A 25,284-nucleotide genomic window follows, 5' to 3' on the forward strand; every position below is an offset into this window, starting at 1 on the left:
TGGATGCATCTGGATCATCTCGCATGAAAACCTCCCGCCGCCTGTGTCTGGTTCTGGGCGACCAGTTATCGTTCGACCTCGCCTCTTTGCAAGGCCTGGACGCCGAGCACGATACGGTGTTGCTGGTCGAGGTGATGGAGGAAGCCAGCCATGTGCTCCATCACCCACAAAAAATCGCCCTTGTCTTCAGCGCTATGCGCCACTTTGCCGAAGCGTTGCAGCAGCGCGGCATTCGCGTGCAGTACGTAACCCTCGATGACCCGCACAATACCGGCTCGGTGCCGGGCGAATTGACGCGTTGGCACGCATTGCTTGAGCCGGCTGAACTGCACTTGACCGAGTGCGGTGACTGGCGTCTCGAGCAGTCGCTCAAGGCGTGCGGCCTGTCAATTGAGTGGCATGCCGACACCCGCTTTCTCTGCAGCCGTGACGAATTTTCTGCGTGGGCGGACGGTAAAAAGCAGCTGCGCATGGAGTTCTTTTATCGGGAGATGCGTCGCAAAACTGGTGTGTTGCTCAATGGCGACGGCAGCCCCGTCGGTGGCGCCTGGAACTTTGATGCGGACAACCGCAAGGCGTTGCCAAAAGGCGTGAAAGCGCCCTATCCAGCACGTTTTTCCGCGGACGTAATCACTCAGCAAGTGCTTGCGCTGGTGCGGCAACGCTTCGACAACCACTACGGTTCCCTGGAGGCGTTCGACTATCCGGTGACCCACGCTGATGCCCAGGTGTTATGGGAATACTTTCTGGATTTTGGCCTGGCCGGGTTCGGCGATTATCAGGATGCGATGGCCAGCGGCGAACCGTTTCTGTTTCACGCCCGAATAAGCGCGGCGCTCAATATCGGTCTGTTGGACGTCCGCCAGTTGTGCACCGATGTGGAGTCGGCCTATTGGTCGGGGCGGATTGCGTTGAATGCCGCGGAGGGTTTTATCCGCCAACTGATTGGCTGGCGGGAATATGTCAGAGGTGTCTATTGGCTGAAGATGCCTGACTACGCCAACGGCAATGTCTTCGGCAATAGCAGGCCACTGCCGCAGTTCTACTGGACCGGCAAAACGCAAATGAACTGCATGCGTCAAGCCATCGGCCAAAGCCTGGAACATGCCTATGCCCATCACATCCAACGGCTGATGGTCACCGGCAACTTTGCCCTGCTCGCCGGTATCGCGCCGAGCCAGATTTGCGAGTGGTATCTGGCGATCTATATGGACGCCTTCGACTGGGTCGAACTCCCCAATACGCTGGGCATGGTCATGCACGCCGATGGCGGATACCTGGGTTCAAAACCCTACTGCGCCAGTGGCCAGTACATAAAACGCATGTCTGACTATTGCCGAGACTGCGCGTACAAAGTGAGTGAAAGCACCACGGAAGACGCCTGCCCCTTCAACGCGCTCTATTGGCATTTTTTGATGCGCCATGGCGATCTTCTGCGCGGTAACCAACGGATGGGTATGGTTTACAAAAACCTCGGACGCATGCCTGACCTCAAGCAGCAAGAACTCTGGCAACGTGGACAGATCCTGCTCGCCAAACTGGATGCCGGGGAATCACTGTAAGTGCACCTGGATCGATGAAGCTTGACCGTCCGTGAGGCCAGGCTTCGCCGCACGAGCGCGCGGTTCCGAGACATGGGAGGAATTCATCACGGCGTACGGTCGACAAGTCGAAGCTGAATGTCAGCGAAGACCGCTCAAGCGCTTTTCAAGGGAAATTCCAAATGAAAGCTCGTACCCGCTTCAGTGCTTTCAACGGCTACACAACCGCCATGCAGTTGCATGATTGAGCGAACAATGGCCAACCCCAGTCCCCCGGAATCGTCGGGCTGATTACGTGACGGGTCGCATCGATAAAAGCGCTCAAACAATCGTGGAAGATGCTCTGCGGCAATCGGCTCCCCTTGGTTATTCACCGTGATTTTTAGCTTGTGCTCAGAAACCCTGCTGCTGATCTTCACTGCAGACGCAGGATGTGCGTAGCGCAAGGCATTGGCCAGCAAGTTAGCCAATGCTCGACGGATCAAGTCTGGATCACCCAGCAACTGATCCCGGGCCAGGTTTAGCAGCTGCACATCTCGCTCTTGCGCCACACCTTCGAAATACTCGCATAGCTGCTCAACCAGATCGTTCAAGTTGATGTGCTCGAATTTAACGCCAGCGTTTGGCTGCTCGGTGCGAGCGAGAAACAGCATGCTGTCGATCATACGCGCCAGCCTTTCATACTCTTCCTGATTGGAAACCAGCAGATTCTGATAGTCCTCGATAGAGCGACTGCGCCTCAGAGCTTGCTGGGTATGTCCCATCAGGTTGCCAAGCGGGGTTCGCATCTCGTGGGCCAGGTCTTCCGAGAAACGTGAAAGCTGGGCGAATCCATCCTCAAGGCGGGCAAGCATTTGGTTGAGGGCATTACAGAGCACTTTGAGTTCATTCAATTCATTGAACTCATCCAGCCGCAGATGCAAATGCTGCACGTCAATTCCGGCGGCGCGTTTTGCCAGCAGGCGCACGGGGTGCAAGCCTCGTTGACTCACCCACCAGCCGAATGCAAAAGCCAACAGCGCACCGACGGACATGGCCAACCAGAGCTTGAGTCGATAAGCACCCAGCATCTGGTCGCGCTCACTCAACAACTTGCCAGCGATCAGGGTCAAGCCGCGATCACCCTGCATGACATCCCGCCAGGCAAGCCGCACTGATTCAGGCGCGTGACCGTCACCGAGGCGAGCCTGGGGTGCAGCCGGCAGCGTTGGCAAGGTCATACGCACTGGGTTGATTTCGATCAACACCTTGCCGGTGTCATCGACGATCCATAGCAGATTGTCGTTATTGCCCAACATGTTTTCGTAGAGCTTGGGCCGCCCTCGCAGTTGCTCGATGCTGTCGCTATCGCTGATCAATGCTTGCATGCGCTCCAGCCGCCCCAGCAGGGCCTGGTCATCGCGCCAGGCAATTTCTCGCTGTAACGATTGATAAAGATAAAAACCAAGGGAGCCCAGCAACAGCCCGCTGACCAGTGCGAACATGATCGCCAGGCGCAGGCTCAGGGTGCGCGGATACAGATTCAGGATTGCACCTCGAGCATGTAACCGATACCACGCACTGTGTGGATCAACTTCAGCGCGTAAGGATCGTCAACCTTGGCTCGCAGTCGACGGATGGCGACATCGACCACATTGGTGTCACTGTCAAAGTTCATCTGCCAGATCTGGGAGGCAATCAGCGAGCGCGACAGGACTTCCCCTTCACGACTGAGCAGCAGATGCAGCAGGGCGAACTCCTTGTTGGTCAGGGTGAGGCGCTCTCCGTTGCGCATGACCTTGCGGCGCAACAAGTCCAGGCTCAGGTCGCCAGCCACAAAATGCTCGACTTCGCGAGGCGGACCACGGCGTAGCAATGTGCGTACGCGGGCCAACAACTCGGCATAGGAAAAAGGTTTCACCAGATAATCATCGGCCCCCAACTCCAGCCCTTTGACCCGATCATCAACCGAGTCGCGCGCGGTGAGGAACAGCACTGGAGTCTGCCATTTGCGCCGGATGATTTGCAGTAATTGCCAGCCATCCAGCCCTGGCAGCATGACATCCAGAATGATCAGGTCGAACTCACTCTCCTGCGCCAAATGCTGGCCGTCCAGCCCGTCAAGAGCGATCTCTACCGCATAGCCTGATTCAGTCAGGGCTTTGCGCAGGTAATCCGCCATTTTCGTTTCATCTTCAACCACCAGGATACGCATTTTTTCCTCCAAAACTGGAGCACAGGCTAGCCCGCTTCGCTGAATTCTCACATTACATATTGGTAATCCGCAGGCAATCATTCTGACGGGGTGCACTGGTCATGATGTCTGGCAATGACTCAAACAGACTCAGCCAAGGAAACCGCATGCCTACAAGCCTATCGACTTCATTGCTGCTCACACTCGCAATGAGCTCTGCGTTCGCCGTTGCAGCCCCGGATCAGATTGCGCAGCGCAAGGACGTGTCACTTGCAATGGCCAACGATTTGCTTAATGCCGCGCTGACGGCTTGCCACGCCGAGGGGCGCACAGCCGTTGCCGCCGTTGTTGATCGTGGCGGCAATCTGGTTGCCGTGCAACGCGATGACAATGTTGGCCCGCACAACACGTCAGCCGCGCAACGCAAAGCCTATACCGCGCTGTCGACCAAGACACCGACGCGGTTGTTAACCGAACGCGCTCGCGCTAATCCAGATGCACAAAACCTCAACACCCTTGATGAGCTGTTGCTGCTCGGCGGAGGCGTGCCATTGCAATTCGATGGTGAGGTCATCGGCGCCATCGGAGTGGCCGGTGCGGGTGGCGCTGCAAACGATGAAGGTTGTGCAGTGGTCGCTATCAACAAAGTTTTACCTGCCGTTAAAAACTAAGGACATCACCATGACTGTATTGAAAAGTTTCTTCGTTGGCGCTGTATTGAGTGCCCTTTCAACCCTGGCGGCAGCGGCAGCCAATCCATTGAGCGTGCATGTACTCAACTTGCAGGATGGCCTGCCCTCCCCTGGAGTGAATGTCACTTTGGAAAAACAGGATGGAAAAACCTGGGACCTGCTCAACAGCGCGGCAACCAATGAGCAAGGCCGCATCACCGGGCTGTATCCGCAAGGTCGGGGTCTGGAGAAAGGAACTTACCGTGTCACCTTCAAGACCGGTGAGTGGTTCAAGGCACATAAGACGTCCAGTTTCTTTCCGGAAGTACCCGTCATTTTCGAGGTGGACGGCACCGTCCCGCACTACCACATCCCATTGCTGCTCAGCCCCTATGGCTTCTCCACCTACCGTGGGAATTGATGAATAAGCGATACTCAATCGATTTCATTGCGCACCGATACATCACAACGCCGCCCTAAGGGGCGGCGTTGCCGTTTTGTCTTTGGCATTGAAACCTGTGCGATGACCGAGTGCACAACTTGGGGCAACTGGCAGGGAAATATCCCTGATTGTCTGGATTTTTTTACCAACCCATTGATTTGCCGTAGCCTTCGATACTATCCATACTGAAAAACCATGCCCTTATACGGCCGTTGACTGTTCCCCCATGCGCAAACTTCTGTACCTGACTTTATCCATGGCGCTGGTCGCCGCCCTCACAACCTACGCCATGTGGGCCGCCGATCGCCCGATGGGCCATTACCTCTCGGACCTGCGCATCGATCTCGCTGTCGATCAGGGCCAGCCCGCTGATCGGGGCAACTTGCTGGGTATCCAGCCCGAGCTGTTTCCAACCGACTATCAAAGCCCGGAACGCTTGCACCGCAAGCTCGCCGCTTACCTGCAAAAGGCTCGGGATCAAGGTTTGTTGAATGCGAAAACCATTGTCGTGCTGCCGGAGCATATCGGCACGTGGCTGATGGTCAGCGGCGAAAAGGATGAGTTGTACCAGGCCACCACACTCAAGGAGGCCATGAACTGGCTGGCCGTGAGCAATCCGTTGAAGTTCGTCCGGGCACTGATCGGCGCCGAGGGTAGCAGCCGTCTGGACGATGCTCACTTGCGGATGAAAGCCAAAGGGATGGCCAAGGACTATCAGGCGCTGTTCGGCGGGCTGGCGAAAGAATTCGACGTGACACTGGTGGCTGGCTCCATCGTGTTGCCCGAGCCCAGCGTCATCGACGGCACACTGAAAATCGGTCGCGGCGCGCTGTATAACAGCAGTGTGGTATTCAGCCGCGAGGGTTTGCCCATCGGTCAGCCGCAGCGACAGATGCATCCGGTGTTTGAACAGCGGGATGCGATCAAGGCCAATGGCGAACATGCGCTCAATGTCGTCGACACCCCGGCCGGGCGTCTGGGCGTGCTGATCGGCAGCGACAGCTGGTACCCGGACAACTACCGCAAGCTCGACGCTGAACGGGCACAACTCGTCGCGGTCCCGGCGTTCGTTGGCGGCCGGGGCACCTGGGATCAACCATGGCGCGGCTACAAAGGTTCATCGACACCCGGCTCTGTCAGCCTCAAGCCCGGGGAGCTCAGCGAAGGCCAAGCGTGGCACCATTTGACCCTGACCACTCAAGCGCCCTCCAGCCAGGCTATCGCCGGCATGAGCGTGTTCTTGCGCGGCCAGTTCTGGGATCAGCCCAGCGCCGGGCAAAGTTTTCTCAGCCGCAACGGCCAACACTTTGCCGATGACAATGCCCGCGGCGCGCGTTTGTTGAACCTGTGGTTGTAAGCCATGAAACCATTGCCGATGCGTCTCGGCGATTTATCGGTGGGCTTCGTTCATAGCCTGGCGGACGCCGTGCGCAGCTTCGATGCGGACCCCCAGCCCCTGCTCGAGCAATACGGCCTGGACACGGCCCGCCTCAGCGAAGCGGGTGCGCGCCTTTCGATTCCGCGCTACATGCGTCTGGGACATGGTGCGATTCAGCTGACCGGCAACCCGGCGCTCGGCTTGCGCATGGGCCAACTCAGCCGCCTCAGCCAAGCGGGCCTGGCGGGCATCACGGCAGCCCAGGCACCCACGGTACGCGAGGCGGCGCGCTGCCTGATTCGCTTCGAAGCCTTGTATGGGTCCAACTATCGCGGCCATTCAAGCTTTCACGAAGACCCGCAGGGAGCCTGGCTGCGCTTTTACTCCATCAGCCCTTACAACAGCTACAACCGTTTCGTAGTGGATTCTATCCTCGCGGGCTGGTTGCAGCAGTTGTCCAGCGTGAGCCCTGCCCCACTGAGCGCCGAACGCATCGACATCGAATTCGAAGCACCCGACTACAGCGCCGCCTACGACGCGCTGGGCGACTGCACAATTCAATTTGGTGCCGAACACAATCAATTGCGCCTGAGCCTGGCCAGCCTCGCCAAACGCAATCCGGAGCACTGCCCGAGCACTTGGCGCCTCTTGCTGAGCTTGTGTGAACGGGAACTGGAGCAACTGACACGCACCCGCAGCCTGCGTGAACGCATCACTCAGTTACTGGGGCCATTGCTCAATGGTGGCCGGGAACCCGACCTGGAAGAAGTGGCGGCACGCCTGAAGCTGCCCACCTGGACCTTGCGCCGCAAACTCGCCGAAGAAGGCACGCAATTTCGTGCAATCCTCAACGATACCCGTCGCGACCTGGCCATGACTTACATTCGCGATACCGAATTGGCGTTCGGCGAAATCGCCTACCTGCTGGGCTTTGCCTCAGCCGAAGCGTTTCAACGCGCGTTCAAACGCTGGACCAGCCAGACTCCCGGCGAGTTTCGCCGCAGCCACAGGCAATCGGCTTAAAGCAGCAAGCCTTGACGGCTTAAAGCTCGGTAGCGTCTTCGGCAGGTTCCAGTGGGTCCAGTTCAAACGCCTGATACTCGAGCAGCTCTTCTTGATAATCGTCCATTTTCGAATCCCCCACAGCTTGTTGAAATTGCGTCTGACCCAGTGATCAGCGACTCCGAGGGTAAGGTGCCCGTGTGAAAGAAAAATGACGCGGGCACAACTCTGCGTCGCCTCTGAATAAAACGTAGCAGGGCATCAGGAATTTATCAGCGGCTTTTTTAATTCAGGCCGCCGAACGGCGGCCTGGCTTGATCTGTATCAATGTTTGCAAATGTTACTGGCCAGTAACCGGCATCGCCTGAATCGGCTCACTTGGCGCAGGCAAATCGCTGGGGTTGGCAGGCGGCGTGATGATTTGCGCCTCAGGGGCGGGTTCCGAAGCCGGGGTGGTGGTAATCGGTGCGGCCTCAGGCGGCGGTGCTACCGGTTCAGAAGCGGCTGGCGCCACTTCAGCGGCCTTGGGTGCCTCGGCCGCGGGTGCAGGCGCTGCGGCGGCTTCCGGGGCCAATGATGCCGGTACAGCCTTGGGCTCAGGAACGCCCAGATCGGTTTTCGGTTTCTCGGTAATGTGCGCCGCTTCCTTTACTTCCTTGGGCAGGAACAGCTCGACCAAGGCAAAGAAACGCTCGTAGAACTTGGCGGAAGTCACGGTTTCGCTCGCGACCTTGACCATCGAGTCGTCCGACGAACCGATCGGCATCGACACCGACCCCAGCACGCCGACACCAAGACTGGCGGAGTTGTTGGTTTTCTTCAGTGCGTACTGGTCTTGCAAGGCGTTGGCGAACACCGTGGCGTGATGCCCGGCGCTACCATCTTCGGCACAGACCACACTGAAACTGATTTCCATGTGGGTCTCGCCGGTCTGCTGGAAGCTCTTGTGCCCGCTGACCAATTTCGGATCGCTGCTGGTGATGATGTAACCCTGGCTGAGCAAAGCCCGACGAGCGGCTTCACAGGACGCAGAATCGGTCACCGGATAGTTGCGGGAAAATGTTCCGGAGTCGTCGAAATTCTCATGCTCATAGATGGCGGTCTTCTTCGACGAACAACCGGCAGCAGTGGCCAGCAGCAACGCCAGCCCGACAACCCGCATGGGAAATGATTTAAACATTGAACATCCTGAGAAAAACGGTTCGGGGCGTATTGTGCAACAGATCGATGCTTAGCGGCGCAACGATTGTGTCTTAAAACAGTTACAGGTGTGTTGACTCCGATATTTGGCAAACGTCCCGCGCGTTCGTCGTTGCAGATGTAACAAAAAACCCCGACCTTTCGGGGCCGGGGTTTTTGTGAGACTCAACTCAAACCTGGATCAAAAACGCTTGATCTCGGCCTGGCTTTCCAGCTGCTTGCGATAAGCCGCGAAGTCTTGCTGGCCTACACGCGACGCGAGGAAGCGACGGTATTGAGCCTTCTCTTCTTCGGTAGGTGCTGCTGCTTCATTCACGCCATTGAGGCGTACGATCACCAGGCTGCCATCAGGCAGGGTCACGCTGCTGAACGTCGGCTTGTCCTTGCTGGCAGGCTTGGGCATGCGGAACAGCGCTTGCAACACAGCAGGGTCTACCCCTTCCTGAGCGCGGGTCGCCGCTTCAGTCACTTTCCAGGTCTGACCATCGATCGCCTTGTCCAGCGCAGTCTTGCCATCGCGCAGACTGACAATCAACTCCTCAGCCTTGGTCTTGGCAGCAGCACTGGCGTGTTCTTTGGTCAATTGCACTCGAATGGCAGCTGACACTTTTTCCAGCGGCAGTTGCGCAGGCTTGAGGTGTTCCTTGGCACGCAGCACGATTACGGTTTCCGGATCGAGCTCGATGGCGGTGCTGTTCGCACCCTCATCCAACACTTCGGGGCTGAACGCAGCCGTGACTACGGCACGGTTGGCCGCAATGCCTTCACCACCTTCACGGCCGAACGGCGCGGAGGTGTGAACGGTCAACTTCAAGTCCTGCGCTGGCTGGGCCAGATCGGAAGCCTCGAACGAAGCGTCTTCCAGTTGCTTGGTCGCCTCGACGAAACGCTGCTCAACCTGCGCGGCCTTCAGCTCACGGGTCAGCTTGTCTTTCAGGCTGGCGAGCGTCGGCACTTCAGGCGCTTCCACACCCAGCAGCTTGATCAGGTGAAAGCCGAAGTCGGTACGAACCGGCTCGGAAACCTGGTCCTTGTTCAACGAGTACAACGCTTTTTCGAATACAGGATCGTAAACGCCAGGACCGGCATAACCCAGATCACCGCCGTTATTTGCCGAACCAGGATCCTGCGAGAACTCCTTGGCCAGCGCTTCGAACTTCTCACCCTTGTTCAGGCGTGCCTGGATCTCGTCAATCCTGGTTTTGGCCTGAGCTTCGGTAGTCTTGTCGTTCACTTCGATCAGAATGTGCGCAGCCCGGCGTTGCTCGGACAGGTTCGCGATTTCTTTCTGATACGCCGCTTGCAGGTCTTCGTCCTTGACGCTGACCTGATCAAAGAAAGAAGCCTTCTTCAACTCCAGGTAATCGATGATCACCTGATCCGGCGTCATGAATTCCTTGGCGTGTTCGTCGTAATACGCTTTGACTTCGTCGTCAGTCAGCTTCACCGCTGCCGGGTCGGCCTTGATGTTCAGGGAAGCGAAATCGCGGGTCTGTTTTTCCAGACGGGCGAAGGCCATTACCTGTGCATCCGTGACGAAACCACTGCCCGCCACACCGGCGCGCAACTGACCGATCAGCATTTCCTGAGCCAGCATCTGGCGGAATTGCATACGGCTGTAGCCCAGTTGGCGAATGACCTGATCGAAGCGCTCTGGACTGAACTTGCCATCCACCTGGAATTCAGGGGTTTGCAGGATGACCTGATCCAGGGCCGCTTCGGAGAAAGCGAACTTGGAGCTTTCTGCGCCTTGCAGCAGCAGTTTGCGATCGATCAAGCCTTTGAGAGCCGATTCGCGCAGCATTTTTTCGTCGAGCAAGGAAGCGTCGAAATCCTTGCCCAGCTGTTGCATGAGTTGACGGCGTTGCATATCGACCGCCTGACTCAGCTCGTTCTGGCTGATTTCTTCGCCGTTGACCTTCGCCGCTTCATTCTTGTTGGTCGTGGCCTGAAAAATGGCGTCGAAACCGGTCAAAGCCATCAGTGCAACGATGACCCCGATAATGGTCTTGGCAATCCAGCCTTGTGAATTGTCCCTGATATTCTGCAGCATGCGTCCCCCATAAACGGTTGAACTTCAAAATTAGGCAACCGTGGAGCGTGGGTAGAATCCGGATAGAAGAAAGGCGCATCCGAGGATGCGCCTTCTCGTAACTGGCGGAGCGGACCGATGACTCGAACTGGCGAGCCTCGGTGTCTCGGACCGGCGACCTGCCGACTGGACTACCGCTCCGCTGCCAGGTCAGGCTTGACCCCGACCCGGATAGGCAAAAACCTGAATCAAACTTAGTTGACAGCTTCTTTCAGTGCTTTACCGGCTTTGAAGCCTGGTTTTTTGGCTGCTGCGATTTCCAGTGTCTTACCGGTCTGTGGGTTACGACCAATGCGAGCTGGACGATCAGTTACGGAGAAGGTACCGAAACCAACCAGAACAACAGAGTCGCCAGCCTTGAGAGCGCCAGTGACGGATTCGATTACAGCGTCCAGCGCACGGCCAGCAGCAGCTTTCGGGATATCAGCGGATGCAGCGATAGCATCAATCAGTTCCGACTTGTTCACTCTAAGTCCCCTTATATCTATTTGAGTATGATTCTAAGTTTTTTTGGTGAAAGCAAAAACGTGTGCTGAATGGCCTACAGACACTTAAGAGCCGCTTTATAACAAGGGCTCTAAAAAGCTGTCAAGGAAGCCCCCCAGGCAAATACGTACTAATGCGTGCTAATTCTTTCCTTGGAATCGGACTCGCGTTTTTCATCCTTCGCGACAATCTCCGGAGCCACATCCGGCAAGGGCTCCGGCGCGTATTGCAGCGCAATTTGCAGGACCTCGTCAATCCATTTAACCGGTTTAATCTGTAGATCCTGCTTGATATTGTCAGGAATTTCCTTCAGATCGCGAACATTCTCTTCCGGAATGATCACTGTCTTGATTCCGCCGCGGTGAGCGGCGAGCAGTTTTTCCTTCAAACCACCGATCGCCAACACTTGCCCGCGCAAGGTGATCTCACCGGTCATGGCCACGTCCGCGCGCACAGGAATGCCGGTCAATGCCGATACCAGCGCCGTGCACATGCCTACGCCGGCACTAGGACCGTCTTTAGGCGTAGCCCCTTCCGGCATGTGGATGTGAGTGTCGCGCTTCTCGTGGAAGTCCAGGGGAATGCCCAGGCTCTTGGCACGGCTACGCACGACCGTCAGGGCCGCAGTGATCGATTCGACCATTACGTCACCCAACGATCCGGTTTTGATCAACTGCCCTTTGCCGGGCACGACAGCAGCTTCGATGGTTAACAACTCGCCACCCACCTGGGTCCACGCCAACCCGGTCACTTGACCGATCTGATCCTGTTGCTCTGCCAGGCCGTAACGGAATTTCCGTACGCCGAGGAAGTGCTCCAGATCGTCGGCAGTAACCTTCACCGAGAAGCGTTTTTCCAGCGCATGCTCTTTGACCGCCTTGCGGCAGACTTTGGCAATCTGACGTTCCAGCCCACGCACACCGGCTTCGCGAGTGTAGTAACGAATGATGTCGCGGATCGCTTCGGCGTCAAATTCCAGCTCGCCTTTCTTCAAACCGTTGGCAGTGATCTGCTTCGGCGAAAGATACTTGACGGCGATGTTGATTTTCTCGTCTTCGGTGTAGCCCGGCAGACGGATCACCTCCATCCGGTCCAGCAGTGCCGGCGGAATGTTCATCGAGTTCGAGGTGCACAGGAACATCACATCGGACAGGTCGTAGTCGACTTCCAGATAGTGATCGTTGAAGTTGTGGTTCTGCTCCGGATCGAGCACTTCCAGCAACGCCGATGCCGGATCGCCACGCATGTCGCTGCCCATCTTGTCGATCTCGTCGAGCAGGAACAACGGGTTGCGAACGCCGACTTTCGTCATCTTTTGAATCAATCTTCCTGGCATCGAACCGATGTAAGTCCGGCGATGACCACGAATTTCCGCTTCATCGCGTACACCGCCGAGGGCCATGCGCACGAATTTGCGGTTGGTGGCGTGTGCGATCGACTCCGCCAGCGAGGTTTTACCCACGCCTGGAGGGCCGACCAGGCACAACACCGGACCCCGAATCTTCTTCACCCGCTTTTGCACGGCGAGGTATTCGAGGATGCGTTCTTTGACCTCTTCCAGACCGTAATGGTCGGCATCCAGAATGTCTTCTGCACGCGCCAGGTCCAGTCGAACCTTGCTCTGCGCCTTCCACGGCACCTGAACCAGCCAGTCGATGTACGAACGAACCACGGTCGCTTCCGCGGACATTGGCGACATCTGCTTGAGTTTGTTCAGTTCGGCCGTGGCCTTGGCCAGTGCGTCCTTTGGCAAGCCGGCGGCATCGATGCGCTTTTTCAGCTCTTCGACTTCGTTGTGGCCTTCGTCGCTGTCGCCGAGTTCTTTCTGAATGGCCTTCATCTGCTCGTTCAGGTAGTACTCGCGCTGACTGCGCTCCATTTGCTTTTTGACGCGACCACGAATGCGTTTTTCGACTTGCAGCAGGTCGATCTCGGCATCCAGCAACGCCAGAACGTGCTCGACCCGGGCCGACAGATCAATGATTTCGAGAATTTCCTGCTTCTGCTCGATTTTCAGCGCCATATGCGCGGCCATGGTGTCGACCAGGCGCCCGGGTTCGTCGATGCTGTTGAGCGACGACAGGACTTCAGCCGGGACTTTCTTGCCCAACTGCACATATTGTTCGAACTGCGACAGCAAGCTGCGGACAAACACTTCCGACTCGCGCTCTGGCGCGTCAACTTCGTCGATCAGCGAGACCTCGGCACGGCAATGGCCGTCCACTTCGCTGAAGCGCTCCACAGCGCCCCGCTGCTCGCCTTCGACCAGAACCTTGACAGTGCCGTCAGGCAGCTTGAGCAGCTGCAGGACGGTAGCAATCGTACCCACGCGATAAAGCGCGTCTTCACCGGGATCGTCGTCAGCAGGGTTTCTCTGAGCCAGCAGAAGGATCTGCTTGTCGCCCGTCATCGCGGCCTCGAGGGCTTCGATGGATTTCTCGCGCCCCACGAACAGCGGGATAACCATGTGCGGATACACAACGACATCACGCAATGGCAGGAGAGGCAATTCGATGGTTGTCTTCATGATTTCGCCTCTACGGCGGCCATAAGGCCGGAAACAGATGGAAGTAAGCTTGAAACCAAGATGGGGGCAGCCTTGAAAAAAAACAAGCACAAAGACTGTGTAATAACATGCAAAAAGCAAAGGGGCCCGAAGGCCCCTTCTTTGTACCGGCTGCGTGACGCTTAGGCGTCTGGCGCGGCCTTGGCAGCAGGCTCACTGTTTTCATAGATATACAGTGGCTTGGACTTGCCTTCTATAACGCTTTCATCGATCACTACTTTACTCACCTCGGACTGCGAGGGGATTTCGTACATAGTGTCGAGCAACACACCTTCGAGAATCGAGCGCAAACCACGAGCGCCGGTCTTGCGTTCCAGTGCGCGCTTGGCAACAGACTTCAGCGCGTCGGTACGGAACTCCAGGTCTACACCTTCCATCTCGAACAGCTTGGCGTATTGCTTGGTCAGAGCGTTCTTCGGCTCGGTGAGGATCTGCATCAACGCAGCCTCATCCAGCTCATCCAGCGTAGCGAGAACCGGCAGACGACCGACGAATTCCGGGATCAGGCCGAACTTGACCAGATCGTCAGGCTCGACTTCACGCAGGGATTCACCAACCTTCTTGCCTTCTTCCTTGCTGCGCACTTCGGCGTTGAAACCGATGCCGCCCTTGGTGGAACGGTTTTGAATAACCTTTTCCAGACCGGAGAACGCACCACCGCAGATGAACAGGATGTTACGAGTGTCAACCTGCAGGAATTCCTGCTGCGGATGCTTGCGACCACCTTGCGGCGGAACGGAAGCGACCGTGCCTTCGATCAACTTGAGCAGGGCCTGCTGCACGCCTTCACCGGAAACGTCCCGGGTGATCGACGGGTTGTCAGACTTGCGCGAGATCTTGTCGATTTCGTCGATGTAGACAATGCCCATCTGGGCCTTTTCCACGTCGTAATCGCACTTCTGCAACAGCTTCTGAATGATGTTCTCGACATCTTCACCCACGTAACCCGCCTCGGTGAGGGTGGTTGCGTCGGCGATGGTGAACGGAACGTTCAGCAAGCGGGCCAGTGTTTCGGCAAGCAGGGTTTTACCCGAGCCTGTCGGGCCGATCAGCAAGATGTTGCTTTTGCCGAGTTCGACGTCGTCATTCTTTTTGTCACGCTGGTTCAGGCGCTTGTAGTGGTTGTACACCGCTACGGCCAGAACCTTTTTCGCACGTTCCTGACCAATCACATACTGATCAAGGATGCCGCTGATTTCTTTAGGCGAAGGCAATTTATGCGCGCTGCTTTCGGCCTGTGCTTCCTGCACCTCCTCGCGGATGATGTCATTGCACAGGTCGACGCACTCGTCGCAGATAAAGACCGAGGGGCCGGCAATCAATTTGCGCACTTCATGCTGGCTTTTGCCACAGAAGGAGCAATAGAGCAGCTTGCCGTTGTCCTCGCCGTTGCGGGTGTCAGTCATTCGTTCGATCCAAATCCGATAGGCTTGCAACACAAGATGAAGGCTATTGCGGGCTTTTTCAAGCCCGCCGCTGATCAGACGCGCCGACCAAGCCTATTTTGAGCTGCTTATTTTTAAGCTGGGCGCTGGTTGATCACTTCATCGATCAAACCATATTCCTTCGCAGCTTCTGCACTCATGAAGTTGTCGCGGTTGGTATCGCGCTCGATTTCTTCCAGAGTGCGACCGCTATGCTTGGCCATCAGCGTGTTCAGACGCTCGCGGATGAAGAGGATTTCCTTGGCATGGATTTCGATATCCGAAGCCTGGCCCTGGAAACCGCCCAGTGGCTGGTGAATCATCACACGCGAGTTCGGCAGGCAGTAACGCTTGCCTGGTGCACCGGCCGTCAGCAGGAACGCGCCCATGCTGCACGCTTGACCGATACAGGTGGTCGATACGTTGGGTTTGATGAACTGCATGGTGTCGTAGATCGACATGCCCGCTGTCACCGAACCGCCCGGGGAGTTGATATAGAGATGGATGTCCTTGTCCGGGTTTTCCGCTTCAAGGAACAGCAGTTGCGCACAGATCAGGTTGGCCATGTAGTCCTCTACCGGGCCAACCAGAAAGATCACTCGCTCCTTGAGGAGGCGCGAGTAGATGTCGTAGGCGCGCTCGCCACGAGCGGACTGCTCGACAACCATCGGGACCAGACCGCCTGCGGCCTGGATATCAGAGTTCTGCTGAATATACGAATTACGGAACATGCTCTGCAGTCACTCCCAAATAGTTATGTCTTGAATACGCATAAGCCAGCTCGAGAGCTGGCTTATGGTGTGTGCTTCTTAGCGCAAAAACAATCAGTCGGCTTGTGGAGCTTCTACCGGCTTGACAGCTTCTTCGTAAGAGACCGATTTGTCGGTCACGCTAGCTTTCTGCAGAACAGTATCCACAACTTGCTCTTCCAGCACAACCGAACGAACTTCGTTCAGTTGCTGGTCGTTCTTGTAGTACCAGGACACAACTTGCTCAGGCTCCTGGTAAGCAGAAGCCATCTCCTGAATCATCTCGCGAACGCGAGCTTCGTCAGGCTTGAGGTCGAATTGCTTGACCACTTCAGCCACGATCAGACCCAGCACCACACGGCGCTTGGCTTGTTCTTCGAACAGCTCGGCAGGCAGTTGGTCAGGCTTGATGTTGCCGCCGAACTGCTGAACAGCCTGCACGCGCAGACGGTCAACTTCGTTGGACAGTAGAGCCTTCGGCACTTCGATCGGGTTGGTGGCCAGCAGACCGTCCATTACCTGATTCTTGACCTTGGATTTGATCGCCTGACGCAGCTCACGCTCCATGTTCTTGCGAACTTCGGCGCGGAAGCCTTCCAGACCGGTTTCCTTGATGCCGAATTGAGCGAAGAACTCTTCGGTCAGCTCTGGCAGTTTTGGCTCGGAAACAGTGTTCACGGTCACGGTGAACTCAGCGGCTTTGCCAGCCAGGTCGAGGTTCTGGTAATCCTCAGGGAAGGTCAGGTTCAGAACACGCTCTTCGCCAGCTTTAGCGCCAACCAGGCCGTCTTCGAAGCCAGGGATCATACGGCCGGAACCCAGCACCAGCTGAGTACCTTTGGCGGAACCGCCAGCGAACACTTCACCGTCGACCTTGCCAACGAAATCGATGTTCAGCTGGTCTTCGTTCTGGGCAGCACGATCGGCCACTTCGAAACGGGTGTTCTGCTTGCGCAGGATGTCCAGCATCTTGTCCAGATCGGCATCAGCCACGTCAGCGCTCAGGCGCTCTACGGTGATACCTTCGAAACCGGCAACGGTGAACTCAGGGAACACTTCGAAAACTGCGACGTATTCCAGGTCCTTGCCCGCTTCCAGGGATTTCGGCTCGATCGAAGGCGAACCCGCCGGGTTCAGCTTTTGCTCGACAACAGCCTCGTAGAAGGAAGACTGGATGACGTCGCCTACAGCTTCCTGGCGAGCTTCGGCGCCAAAACGACGCTTGATTTCGCTCATTGGCACTTTGCCTGGACGGAAGCCAGCAATCTTGGCCTTTTGGGCAGTCTGCTGCAGACGCTTGTTGACCTGAGTCTCGATGCGCTCAGCCGGCACGGTGATGCTCATGCGGCGCTCAAGAGCAGAAGTATTTTCAACAGAAACTTGCATGGATATTCCTCGTTGCACAGACGTTAGCCGGCCGTTTCCGACCCCAGAATCAAGGGCATGCATTCTAGTGGGTCAAACTCAAGAAGTCACCCCACTGAAAACGGGTAAAAAAACAGCAGGCAATTTATAGGTGCGAAGGCACGGATGCACTTCGCTCCGGTGGCAAATACAACCAATCACGCCAGGGCTCTGCACCAACCCTTCCTTATATAGAAGCGGTACCAGGCATCTCCCCGACAGCCAACCCGGCGAGCAAGGCCGGTGGGCAGCACGGCATCATCGAGTAACATAAATACGACGAAACGCCCTGCCCTGCGACCCAGTACCTGCAGCCGCTGAAAACTCGATCTTCTGAAACAAAAAAGGCGCCAGACTATTAATCTGGCGCCTTTCGGAATATGGGGTGGACGATGGGGATCGAACCCACGACAACGGGAGTCACAATCCCGTGCTCTACCAACTGAGCTACGCCCACCATATTGCGTAACAAAGAAGCCAAACAACTTCTTTGCTGAACTTCAATCCTGCCAATCGACATGATCGAAGCTTTATTTGGTGCGGATGAAGAGACTCGAACTCTTACGCCTCGCGGCGCTGGAACCTAAATCCAGTGTGTCTACCAATTCCACCACATCCGCGGAGTGAAGCTTTTAAAGCAAAGGCGCCAGATTGTTAATCTGGCGCCTTTCGAAATATGGGGTGGACGATGGGGATCGAACCCACGACAACGGGAGTCACAATCCCGTGCTCTACCAACTGAGCTACGCCCACCATATTGCGCTACTTGTGCCAAAGCTGCCTAATGGCGCACCCGGCAGGACTCGAACCTGCGACCATCCGCTTAGAAGGCGGATGCTCTATCCAGCTGAGCTACGGGCGCCTTGTTAGCTGTACCCTTGAAGGACTACAAACTAAGTGCTTTTCAGCCTTGCAGAACCTTGATTCCGCTCGGCCTTCTCAACCAGTGCTAGGCTGTGCCCGACAAGTGCGACGAATAGTATAGAGCGCCCTAAAGGTCGTCAAATCCTTTTTAAAAAAAATTCATTTAATTAAAGGGGTTAGAGGAATTTGCAGACCAAGCGCCTTTGCCCTCACCGCATGACATGCGAGAATGCGTTCTCTTTTTTTCCCCTCTCGATGGTTAATCACGCGCAATGACTGCACAACTAATCGACGGCAAATCGATCGCCGCCAGCCTGCGCCAGCAGATCGCCCAACGTGTCACCGAGCGTCGCCAGCAAGGCCTGCGCACGCCGGGCCTCGCGGTGATCCTGGTCGGCAGCGATCCTGCCTCTCAGGTTTATGTCTCGCACAAGCGTAAAGACTGTGAAGAGGTCGGCTTCCTTTCCCAGGCTTACGACCTGCCTTCCGAAACCACTCAAGAAGCACTGGCCGATCTGATCGATCGCCTGAATGACGATCCCGCCATTGATGGCGTCCTGTTGCAGCTTCCTCTGCCTGAACACCTGGACGCGTCCAAACTGCTGGAGCGCATTCGTCCGGACAAAGACGTCGACGGCTTCCATCCCTACAACGTCGGCCGCCTTGCCCAGCGCATTCCACTGCTGCGCCCGTGCACGCCAAAAGGCATCATGACCCTGCTGGAAAGCACCGGTGCCGATCTGTACGGAATGAATGCCGTGGTCGTCGGTGCATCCAACATTGTTGGCCGCCCGATGGCGATGGAGTTGCTGCTGGCCGGTTGCACCGTGACCGTCACCCACCGATTCACCAAGGATCTGGCTGGCCACGTCGGTCGCGCCGATCTGGTCGTCGTTGCCGCTGGCAAGCCCGGCCTGGTCAAGGGTGAGTGGATCAAGGAAGGCGCGATCGTGATCGACGTCGGCATCAACCGCCAGGAAGACGGCAAGCTGGTTGGCGACGTGATCTACGAAACCGCCCTGCCCCGCGCCGGCTGGATCACTCCGGTACCCGGCGGCGTCGGTCCGATGACCCGCGCCTGCCTGCTGGAAAACACCCTGTACGCAGCCGAAACCCTGCACAGCTGAGCCTCGCTGCATAGATGACCGGCAACACAAGGAACCCCGCCCATGGCGGGGTTCTTTTTTGCCTGCGCAGCAGCTTCGACCATCCGCCGGAAAATAACTTTTTTTTCATGTTTTCCGGGACTTTCACCTGGTACTTGAACAACCATCGACAGTTATTCAGCCATACTCCAGAATGTCGCGCTTTTCGAGAAATAGCCCGTTACAACACGGCATATCAACACTTTATGAGTCTGCCAGCGTGAAAATCCGTCTTTCCATCCTGAGCCTATTTTTTGCAGTTACAGGGACTTTCATCACGCCAATCGCCAGCGCTGGCGAAACCACTGCAGCGCCTCGATCCACCTCGCAACTCAAACTCGCTTCCGGCAGCTCTTTACTGCTGGATATCCAGACCAACAAAGTCATCTACGCCAGCAACCCCGACGTTGTCGTGCCCATCGCTTCCGTCAGCAAATTGATGACCGGCCTGGTCGTGGTGGAAGCCCGGCAGAACATGGACGAGTACATCAACATCAACATCAGCGACACGCCAGAAATGAAGGGTGTGTATTCCCGGGTAAAACTCAAGAGCGAGTTGCCACGCCGGGAAATGCTGCTGATTGCCCTGATGTCATCGGAAAACCGCGCCGCCGCGAGCCTCGCCCACCATTATCCGGGTGGTTACGCCGCGTTTATTGCGGCGATGAATGCCAAAGCCCGGGCTCTGGGCATGACCAATACCCATTTCGTCGAGCCAACAGGTCTCTCCCCGCGCAACGTTTCGACCGCACGTGATTTGAGCAAACTGCTGATCGCCGCGCACAAGTATCCGCTGCTGACCGAGTTGAGCACGACCAAGGAAAAAACCGTTACGTTCCGCAAACCCGTCTACAGCCTGGGCTTTCGCAACACCGACCATTTGGTCCGCAAGCCGGACTGGGACATCCAGCTGACAAAGACCGGTTTCACCAACGCAGCAGGTCACTGCCTGGTGCTCGTAACGCGGATGAGCAACCGCCCGGTGGCCTTGGTCATACTCGACGCCTATGGCAAATACACCCACTTTGCCGATGCCACGCGCATGCGTAATTGGGTTGAGAGTGGGAAAAGCGCGGACGTGCCTTCGGTTGCCCTGCAATACAAAGCGGATAAAAACCTGAAACAACGTCAGAGCGGTGTCGTCGAAGCTTCAAAGTAAATACTGACAACCGCAAGCAAAAGCCCCGAATATTCGGGGCTTTTTTCTTCAATCGTTGGGCAGCGGCATCTGGTCGTCATCCGGAATGCCGTCGCCTTTGCTTGGGTCTCGCCAGCTCTGGGGATGCTCGGTTGGCGCCACCGTCGGCCGAGCCAGCGGATCGCGCATCGGGCTATCCGGATCCAGTACGGGATCGATGTCCTCTTGCGGTGTAGTGGGAACGGTTTCCGGGCGTTTATCGTTGAAACTCGAATCAGTGGACATACACACCTCCATCAGACCTGAGGTTTCAGGTCACCGAGTGGATCGTAGGGCTTTGCGGGAGCCTTAGGGTCATCGCCCGGCTTCACGTCTTTAGGCGCCTTGGCCGGTCCGATGGGATCGACCTGAGGGTCGGCGAGGTCAGGAGAATCGGGGTCGAAGCCCAGCTCATCGCCGGACGAATGCTCAGACGAATGCGGGCCAGCGGGAGTATTGGAATGTGCCATGAGCGCCTCCTGATCGCGGCCCGAAAAGTACGGGCCTTGATAGTCAGAGGATACCGCTGCGCAGGGGTGCCCGGCAGATGACGAACGGGCTTAATGGGCGCCCAAGGCTTTTTTGGCTTTTGCCGCCGCCTGCTCCTGGCCGGCCTGGGCGAGATCGTTTGCCGCCTTCAGCCAGCGCTGCTGGTCGACGTCGGCGGGAATCTGCGTTGGCGCCTGAATCAACACCGCCCAGCCACCCGCATCCTTGAATGCCGATTCGAACGAACCGAAGCTCATCAGCAGCCGCTGATCCATCCCGGCTCGCAGTAATACAGTCTGCTTCTGCCGGTTGTACCCCGTGAGAATGGCATAACGCGGCTCGGACCAAAGCGCCGAACCTTCGGTAAACCGCACCATGACCGGATACCCGGCCGCCACCTGAGTCAGCAAGGCGGGCAAGTCGCTGTCCAGCGGATAGACCATCATTCCGTACTCGCGGGCGAGGTTTTGCATGTTCTGTTGCAATTGGGCCTCGGCGCCCGGCAAACGCAGCGGTTTATCCAGCAGGCCCGGAGTGATCACGATGCCTTGCTGGGACAACATGCTCGCCAGCACCTGCGGCCCGCTTTGATTGGCCACGCCCTTGTAGAAGCGGCCACTGAGCTCCACCCGTTCCGGCAGACGCTTGATTTGTGGCGCCACGCTCCCCGCGCAGCCCGCCAGACCGGCGACACAACCCACGATGACCGCCACTGAAAGCATTCGAGAAATTACCCGCACCATCATCACTCTCTTGTTCAAACGCCAGGCAATCCGCTTCCCGGCTTGGCCGTCGATCATAGGACGCCACGGAGCATCGGTATAGCCTTAACCGGTAGTTGGCTGGTTTGCATAGAGCGAACTGGTTGATGGCTGTCGACCTTCGGTCAATAGCCTGAAACACGACAGCGACTAGACTGTCACTTGCATAGCGTGTCCGCCCGCTGCAGGGCAAAGAGGAGGCATCGATGAGCCTGATTATGACAATCGTGATGTTGATCAGCGGCTGGTTGGCCGTAGCCGCCGCCATGTTATGGGGCGTTCTGCGCGTTACCCGCCGGCACCATCCTTCAGCTCATTCAGCACCCGCGCCGAAAGCCGAAGAACCAGCCGCACACCACGTCACCGCGCACTGACGCCTACCGGATAAAAAAAAGGCCGCCTGGACTCTCTTGAGTTCAGGCGGCCGTTCATTTAGCGAAGATTAAGCTTCAGCAGCTACACGCTTCTGTCTCGCCCGGCGAGACATCATGTTCAGCACTTCGATAGCAGCCGAGAATGCCATGGCGGCATAAACGTAGCCTTTCGGTACATGGGCGCCGAAACCTTCGGCGATCAGCGTCATGCCGATCATGATCAGGAAGCCCAGGGCCAGCATGACCACAGTCGGGTTGTCGTTGATGAACTTGGCCAGTGGATCAGCCGCCAGCAACATCACCAGTACCGACACCACGACCGCAATGATCATGATCGGCAAATGCTCGGTCATGCCGACGGCGGTAATGATGCTGTCGATAGAGAACACCATGTCCAGCATCAGAATCTGACCAATGGCCGCGGCAAAGCCCAGGGTCACGGTCGAGGTTGCCGACTTCGGATCTTCCGGCGCCGGGTCCATGCTGTGATGGATCTCGGTGGTTGCCTTCCACAGCAGGAACAAGCCACCAGCAATCAGGATCATGTCTTTCCAGGAGAACGCATGGCCGAGAATTTCAATGACCGGCGCGGTCAACTGGACAATGAATGCGATGGTGCTGAGCAAGCCCAAGCGCAGGATCAGCGCCATGCCGATACCGATGCGCCGCGCTTTCTGCCGATGCTGCTCGGGCAGTTTGTTGGTCAGGATCGAGATGAAGATCAGGTTATCGATGCCGAGCACGATTTCCATCACCACCAGGGTGGCCAGGGCAACCCAGGCAGTGGGGCTGGCGGCTAGTTGTAAAAGGTATTCCATGGGTCAGTCCTGGCTCGCTGTAAGACGGTTTAGATTTCCTGGGAAGAAGATTCGGTTTTTTCCGATTCTTTTTCTGATTCTTTTTTGCTGATCAGTCCGCCAGTGGCGTCACTGAGCGCCTGTTCGGCGGCTTTGTGGGTATCGTCTATGGCCTGCTTGGCGCTTTCCGCCGCCTTGCCCATCAATTGCTGAGCGCTTTTTTCCGCCTGGTCGCAACCGGCCAACACCAGTAAAGATGAGATCAACAACGCCGTAGCTTTGAATTTCATGATGCTTCCCTCGATAGAACGAACGGGACCGAAACGATGGCCCGTTGATAGCGAGGCATTCTAGGGAGATGAATACTTCAGGAAAATTCGTTTTTTTACCGGCTATACTTCGGTTTTTGCGAACTATGAAAACGACATGCTCAACTATCGGCAATTACATTACTTCTGGGTCGTGGCCAAGACCGGCAGCATCGTTCGCGCCTGCGAACAACTGAACCTGACGCCACAGACCATCAGCGGGCAAATTTCCCTGCTCGAACAAACGTATGGAATCGAACTGTTTCGCCGGGTCGGAAGGCAACTGGAACTCACCGAAGCCGGGCGGCAGACCCTGCCCTACGCCGAGCAAATGTTTCAGTTGGGTGGTGAGCTGGAGCTGATGCTGCGTGCGCAGCCCAATGAACAGCAGATTCTGTTCCGGGTCGGCGTCGCCGATGTAGTGCCCAAATCCATCGTCTATCGGCTGATTGCGCCAACCATGGAATTGAGTGAACCGCTACGCATTACCTGTCGCGAGGACAAACTGGAGCGCCTGCTTGCCGACCTCGCGATCCAGCGCCTGGACCTGGTGATATCCGACAGCCCGATGCCGACGCACCTGGATATCAAGGGCTACAGCCAGAAACTCGGTGAATGCGGGATCAGTTTTTTTGCCACCCCTGAGCTCGCGGCACAATATGGCCAGGATTTCCCCCGCAGCCTGCATGGCGCGCCTTTGCTGATTCCGGGACCGGAAACCGTGGTCCGCAGCCGTTTGCAACGCTGGTTCGCCGAACAGCAAATTCAGCCGCAAATTGTCGGCGAGTTCGACGACAGCGCGTTGATGCAGGCCTTTGGTCAATCCGGCAGCGGGATTTTCATCGGCCCGAGCGTGATCGCCGATGAAGTGAAACGCCAGTGCGGCGTGGAAGTGATTGGCCAGACCGACGCGGTGAGCGAGTCGTTCTACGCCATTTCGGTGGAACGCAAGGTCAAGCACCCCGGCATTGTCGCCATTACCGAAGGTGCCCGACGCGAGTTGTTTACGGCGCTGTGACCACTTCCCGGGGCTTGAAGGTCATCAGGGCGATGGCCAACAGGATCGATGCCAGGATAAAAGCCGCCGCGGCAAAACCAAGGCCTTGCAGGCCTACACTGTCGATCACCCGGCCGCCGATCATGGCGCCCAGGCCAATACCGAGGTTGGCCCCGGCAATGTTCAGCGACGCGGCGAACGCCGGCGCCTGCGGTGCCGCCTTCATCAAACGCACATGGCTGACCAGGAACATCGCCGCCTGCGTCACGCCCCAGATGCCCATCGCCGCCGCCAGCCCCACGGGCGAATGAATGTTCGGCACCAGCGCCACCAGCCCGGCGATCATGAATGCGCAAAACATCATCGACGCCATCAGCGGATGACGGTCTACCGCGCGACCACCCAGCGAATTGCCGATCAACCCGACCGCGCCGAAACCCATCAGGCACCAGCCAACCACGGTGCCGTTGAAGCCGGCCAGGCGCTCGAGGATGTCCGCCAGATAGGTATAAGCAGTGAACATGCCGCTGAACACAATCACCGACAACAACACGTGACCGATCATCAACGGGCTGCGCAGGATCTTGAACTGCGAAAGGAAACTCACCTGATGTTGATGCAGGCTGGTTTTTGGCAAATAGATAAACAGCAACAACGCTTTGGCAAACGCGATGACAGCCAGGATCGCGAAAGCACTGCGCCAGCCGAAGGCATCGGAAATCAGTGTGCCCACGGGTATGCCGAACACCGTGGCGCAGACAATACCGAAGCCGATCTTGGCAATGGCCCGTCCCGCGTAGTCCGGCCCGACAATATCGACCGCTGTTTCACTGGCCAGGGCCCAGAACACCGGCAACCCCAGCGCCGGGATCAGCCGCGCGAACGCCATGACCCAGATATTCGGCGCCAGTGCCGCCAGTGTGTTGGCCAGACCAAACATGATCAACACCGAAATAAACAGCTTGCGCCGCTCGAATCGCGCGAAGTACGCCGTCAGAAATGGGCCGAAGGCAGCAACAGTGAAAGCGAACAGCGTCACCAGCAGACCCGCTTGCGGGATGCTGACGCCTAGATCACGGGCGATGGCCGGCAACAGGCCGACGATGACGAACTCCGTGGTCAGCACCGTGAACCCGGCGGCAGACAACAGAAGGATGGGCAACAGCATGCAAAACTCCAGAAAACGAGAACACCAGCGATAGCCCGAAGGCTCACTGGCAATATGAAAATGAGGATGGCGAATC

Annotated in this window: 24 protein-coding genes and 5 tRNA genes; 9 read left to right on the forward strand and 20 right to left on the reverse strand. The window is 57.0% G+C overall.

Annotated features, from left to right (window positions below):
* The first annotated feature begins 23 nt into the window (after positions 1–23).
* Positions 24–1,562: a cryptochrome/photolyase family protein gene (locus tag ASD60_RS14915; protein WP_056854730.1), complete on the forward strand. Its 1,539-nt coding sequence runs from the start codon at positions 24–26 to the stop codon at positions 1,560–1,562.
* A gap of 134 nt (positions 1,563–1,696) precedes the next feature.
* On the opposite strand, the gene ASD60_RS14920 is transcribed toward ASD60_RS14915, so the two are convergent.
* Positions 1,697–3,067, reverse strand: a complete 1,371-nt coding sequence (locus ASD60_RS14920) for a heavy metal sensor histidine kinase (protein WP_056854731.1) — start codon at positions 3,065–3,067, stop codon at positions 1,697–1,699.
* Positions 3,064–3,735, reverse strand: a complete 672-nt coding sequence (locus tag ASD60_RS14925) for a heavy metal response regulator transcription factor (protein ID WP_056854732.1) — start codon at positions 3,733–3,735, stop codon at positions 3,064–3,066. Before ASD60_RS14925 ends, ASD60_RS14920 begins: the two co-directional genes overlap by 4 nt.
* A gap of 188 nt (positions 3,736–3,923) precedes the next feature.
* On the opposite strand from ASD60_RS14925, the gene ASD60_RS14930 reads away from it, so the two are divergent.
* From ASD60_RS14930 to ASD60_RS14945, 4 genes are all read left to right on the forward strand, one after another.
* The gene (locus ASD60_RS14930; protein ID WP_236708475.1) at positions 3,924–4,385 is read left to right on the forward strand and encodes a GlcG/HbpS family heme-binding protein; all 462 of its coding nucleotides are present in this window, start codon (positions 3,924–3,926) and stop codon (positions 4,383–4,385) included.
* A 10-nt stretch (positions 4,386–4,395) separates the two neighbouring features.
* Positions 4,396–4,806, forward strand: coding sequence for a hydroxyisourate hydrolase (uraH, locus tag ASD60_RS14935; RefSeq protein WP_056854734.1), 411 nt, complete (start codon positions 4,396–4,398; stop codon positions 4,804–4,806).
* 247 nt (positions 4,807–5,053) lie between these two features.
* The gene (locus ASD60_RS14940) at positions 5,054–6,184 is read left to right on the forward strand and encodes a nitrilase-related carbon-nitrogen hydrolase (RefSeq protein WP_056854735.1); all 1,131 of its coding nucleotides are present in this window, start codon (positions 5,054–5,056) and stop codon (positions 6,182–6,184) included.
* A gap of 3 nt (positions 6,185–6,187) precedes the next feature.
* Positions 6,188–7,228 (forward strand): AraC family transcriptional regulator, encoded by a 1,041-nt coding sequence (locus ASD60_RS14945; protein ID WP_056854736.1) that lies wholly within the window; start codon positions 6,188–6,190, stop codon positions 7,226–7,228.
* 319 nt (positions 7,229–7,547) lie between these two features.
* Here ASD60_RS14945 and ASD60_RS14950 read toward each other — a convergent pair whose 3' ends face one another.
* The 12 genes from ASD60_RS14950 to ASD60_RS15005 form a co-directional block, all read right to left on the reverse strand.
* Positions 7,548–8,387, reverse strand: a complete 840-nt coding sequence (locus ASD60_RS14950) for a DUF2242 domain-containing protein (RefSeq protein ID WP_056854737.1) — start codon at positions 8,385–8,387, stop codon at positions 7,548–7,550.
* A 201-nt stretch (positions 8,388–8,588) separates the two neighbouring features.
* A complete protein-coding gene (locus tag ASD60_RS14955; protein WP_056854738.1) occupies positions 8,589–10,460 on the reverse strand; it encodes a SurA N-terminal domain-containing protein in 1,872 nt (623 codons plus the stop codon).
* A gap of 102 nt (positions 10,461–10,562) precedes the next feature.
* Positions 10,563–10,640: transfer RNA gene (locus ASD60_RS14960), tRNA-Leu, on the reverse strand.
* A gap of 53 nt (positions 10,641–10,693) precedes the next feature.
* A complete protein-coding gene (locus ASD60_RS14965) occupies positions 10,694–10,966 on the reverse strand; it encodes an HU family DNA-binding protein (RefSeq protein ID WP_002552737.1) in 273 nt (90 codons plus the stop codon).
* A gap of 149 nt (positions 10,967–11,115) precedes the next feature.
* The gene (gene lon / locus ASD60_RS14970; RefSeq protein WP_056854739.1) at positions 11,116–13,512 is read right to left on the reverse strand and encodes an endopeptidase La; all 2,397 of its coding nucleotides are present in this window, start codon (positions 13,510–13,512) and stop codon (positions 11,116–11,118) included.
* 161 nt (positions 13,513–13,673) lie between these two features.
* Positions 13,674–14,957 (reverse strand): ATP-dependent Clp protease ATP-binding subunit ClpX, encoded by a 1,284-nt coding sequence (clpX, locus tag ASD60_RS14975; RefSeq protein WP_046032565.1) that lies wholly within the window; start codon positions 14,955–14,957, stop codon positions 13,674–13,676.
* A 113-nt stretch (positions 14,958–15,070) separates the two neighbouring features.
* Positions 15,071–15,706, reverse strand: a complete 636-nt coding sequence (clpP, locus tag ASD60_RS14980) for an ATP-dependent Clp endopeptidase proteolytic subunit ClpP (protein WP_053161532.1) — start codon at positions 15,704–15,706, stop codon at positions 15,071–15,073.
* 93 nt (positions 15,707–15,799) lie between these two features.
* Complete coding sequence (gene tig / locus ASD60_RS14985) at positions 15,800–17,110, reverse strand: trigger factor (RefSeq protein ID WP_056854740.1); 1,311 nt, start codon at positions 17,108–17,110, stop codon at positions 15,800–15,802.
* Positions 17,111–17,509: 399 nt separating this feature from the next.
* Positions 17,510–17,585: transfer RNA gene (locus ASD60_RS14990), tRNA-His, on the reverse strand.
* A 78-nt stretch (positions 17,586–17,663) separates the two neighbouring features.
* Positions 17,664–17,748: transfer RNA gene (locus ASD60_RS14995), tRNA-Leu, on the reverse strand.
* Between the two features lie 57 nt (positions 17,749–17,805).
* A tRNA-His gene (locus ASD60_RS15000) sits at positions 17,806–17,881 on the reverse strand.
* Between the two features lie 32 nt (positions 17,882–17,913).
* Positions 17,914–17,990, reverse strand: a tRNA-Arg gene (locus tag ASD60_RS15005).
* A 274-nt stretch (positions 17,991–18,264) separates the two neighbouring features.
* On the opposite strand from ASD60_RS15005, the gene folD reads away from it, so the two are divergent.
* Positions 18,265–19,119 (forward strand): bifunctional methylenetetrahydrofolate dehydrogenase/methenyltetrahydrofolate cyclohydrolase FolD, encoded by an 855-nt coding sequence (folD, locus tag ASD60_RS15010; protein WP_056854741.1) that lies wholly within the window; start codon positions 18,265–18,267, stop codon positions 19,117–19,119.
* Between the two features lie 238 nt (positions 19,120–19,357).
* The gene (gene pbpG, locus ASD60_RS15015; RefSeq protein ID WP_056854742.1) at positions 19,358–20,296 is read left to right on the forward strand and encodes a D-alanyl-D-alanine endopeptidase; all 939 of its coding nucleotides are present in this window, start codon (positions 19,358–19,360) and stop codon (positions 20,294–20,296) included.
* A gap of 48 nt (positions 20,297–20,344) precedes the next feature.
* On the opposite strand, the gene ASD60_RS15020 is transcribed toward pbpG, so the two are convergent.
* The 3 genes from ASD60_RS15020 to ASD60_RS15030 form a co-directional block, all read right to left on the reverse strand.
* On the reverse strand, positions 20,345–20,560 hold the full coding sequence (locus ASD60_RS15020; RefSeq protein ID WP_056854743.1) for a hypothetical protein: 216 nt from the start codon (positions 20,558–20,560) through the stop codon (positions 20,345–20,347).
* 11 nt (positions 20,561–20,571) lie between these two features.
* Positions 20,572–20,784, reverse strand: a complete 213-nt coding sequence (locus ASD60_RS15025; RefSeq protein ID WP_056854744.1) for a DUF6021 family protein — start codon at positions 20,782–20,784, stop codon at positions 20,572–20,574.
* A gap of 90 nt (positions 20,785–20,874) precedes the next feature.
* Positions 20,875–21,603 carry a peptidase C39 family protein gene (locus ASD60_RS15030; RefSeq protein ID WP_056854745.1) on the reverse strand — a complete coding sequence of 243 codons (729 nt, stop codon included), beginning with the start codon at positions 21,601–21,603 and terminating at the stop codon, positions 20,875–20,877.
* Positions 21,604–21,770: 167 nt separating this feature from the next.
* On the opposite strand from ASD60_RS15030, the gene ASD60_RS28875 reads away from it, so the two are divergent.
* Complete coding sequence (locus ASD60_RS28875; protein WP_177336586.1) at positions 21,771–21,938, forward strand: hypothetical protein; 168 nt, start codon at positions 21,771–21,773, stop codon at positions 21,936–21,938.
* Between the two features lie 68 nt (positions 21,939–22,006).
* Here the strand turns inward: ASD60_RS28875 and ASD60_RS15035 are convergent, their stop codons facing one another.
* Positions 22,007–22,756 carry a TerC family protein gene (locus ASD60_RS15035; RefSeq protein ID WP_056854746.1) on the reverse strand — a complete coding sequence of 250 codons (750 nt, stop codon included), beginning with the start codon at positions 22,754–22,756 and terminating at the stop codon, positions 22,007–22,009.
* Between the two features lie 29 nt (positions 22,757–22,785).
* Positions 22,786–23,025, reverse strand: coding sequence for a hypothetical protein (locus ASD60_RS15040; protein WP_056854747.1), 240 nt, complete (start codon positions 23,023–23,025; stop codon positions 22,786–22,788).
* A gap of 136 nt (positions 23,026–23,161) precedes the next feature.
* Here ASD60_RS15040 and nhaR point away from each other — a divergent pair, with 136 nt between their 5' ends.
* Positions 23,162–24,061, forward strand: coding sequence for a transcriptional activator NhaR (nhaR, locus tag ASD60_RS15045; RefSeq protein ID WP_056854748.1), 900 nt, complete (start codon positions 23,162–23,164; stop codon positions 24,059–24,061).
* Here nhaR and ASD60_RS15050 read toward each other — a convergent pair.
* The gene (locus ASD60_RS15050; RefSeq protein ID WP_056854749.1) at positions 24,048–25,208 is read right to left on the reverse strand and encodes an MFS transporter; all 1,161 of its coding nucleotides are present in this window, start codon (positions 25,206–25,208) and stop codon (positions 24,048–24,050) included. The genes nhaR and ASD60_RS15050 overlap by 14 nt on opposite strands.
* Positions 25,209–25,284 lie beyond the last annotated feature (76 nt).

The sequence above is a fragment of the Pseudomonas sp. Root562 genome (genome assembly GCF_001427125.1).
Classification (GTDB): Bacteria; Pseudomonadota; Gammaproteobacteria; order Pseudomonadales; family Pseudomonadaceae; genus Aquipseudomonas.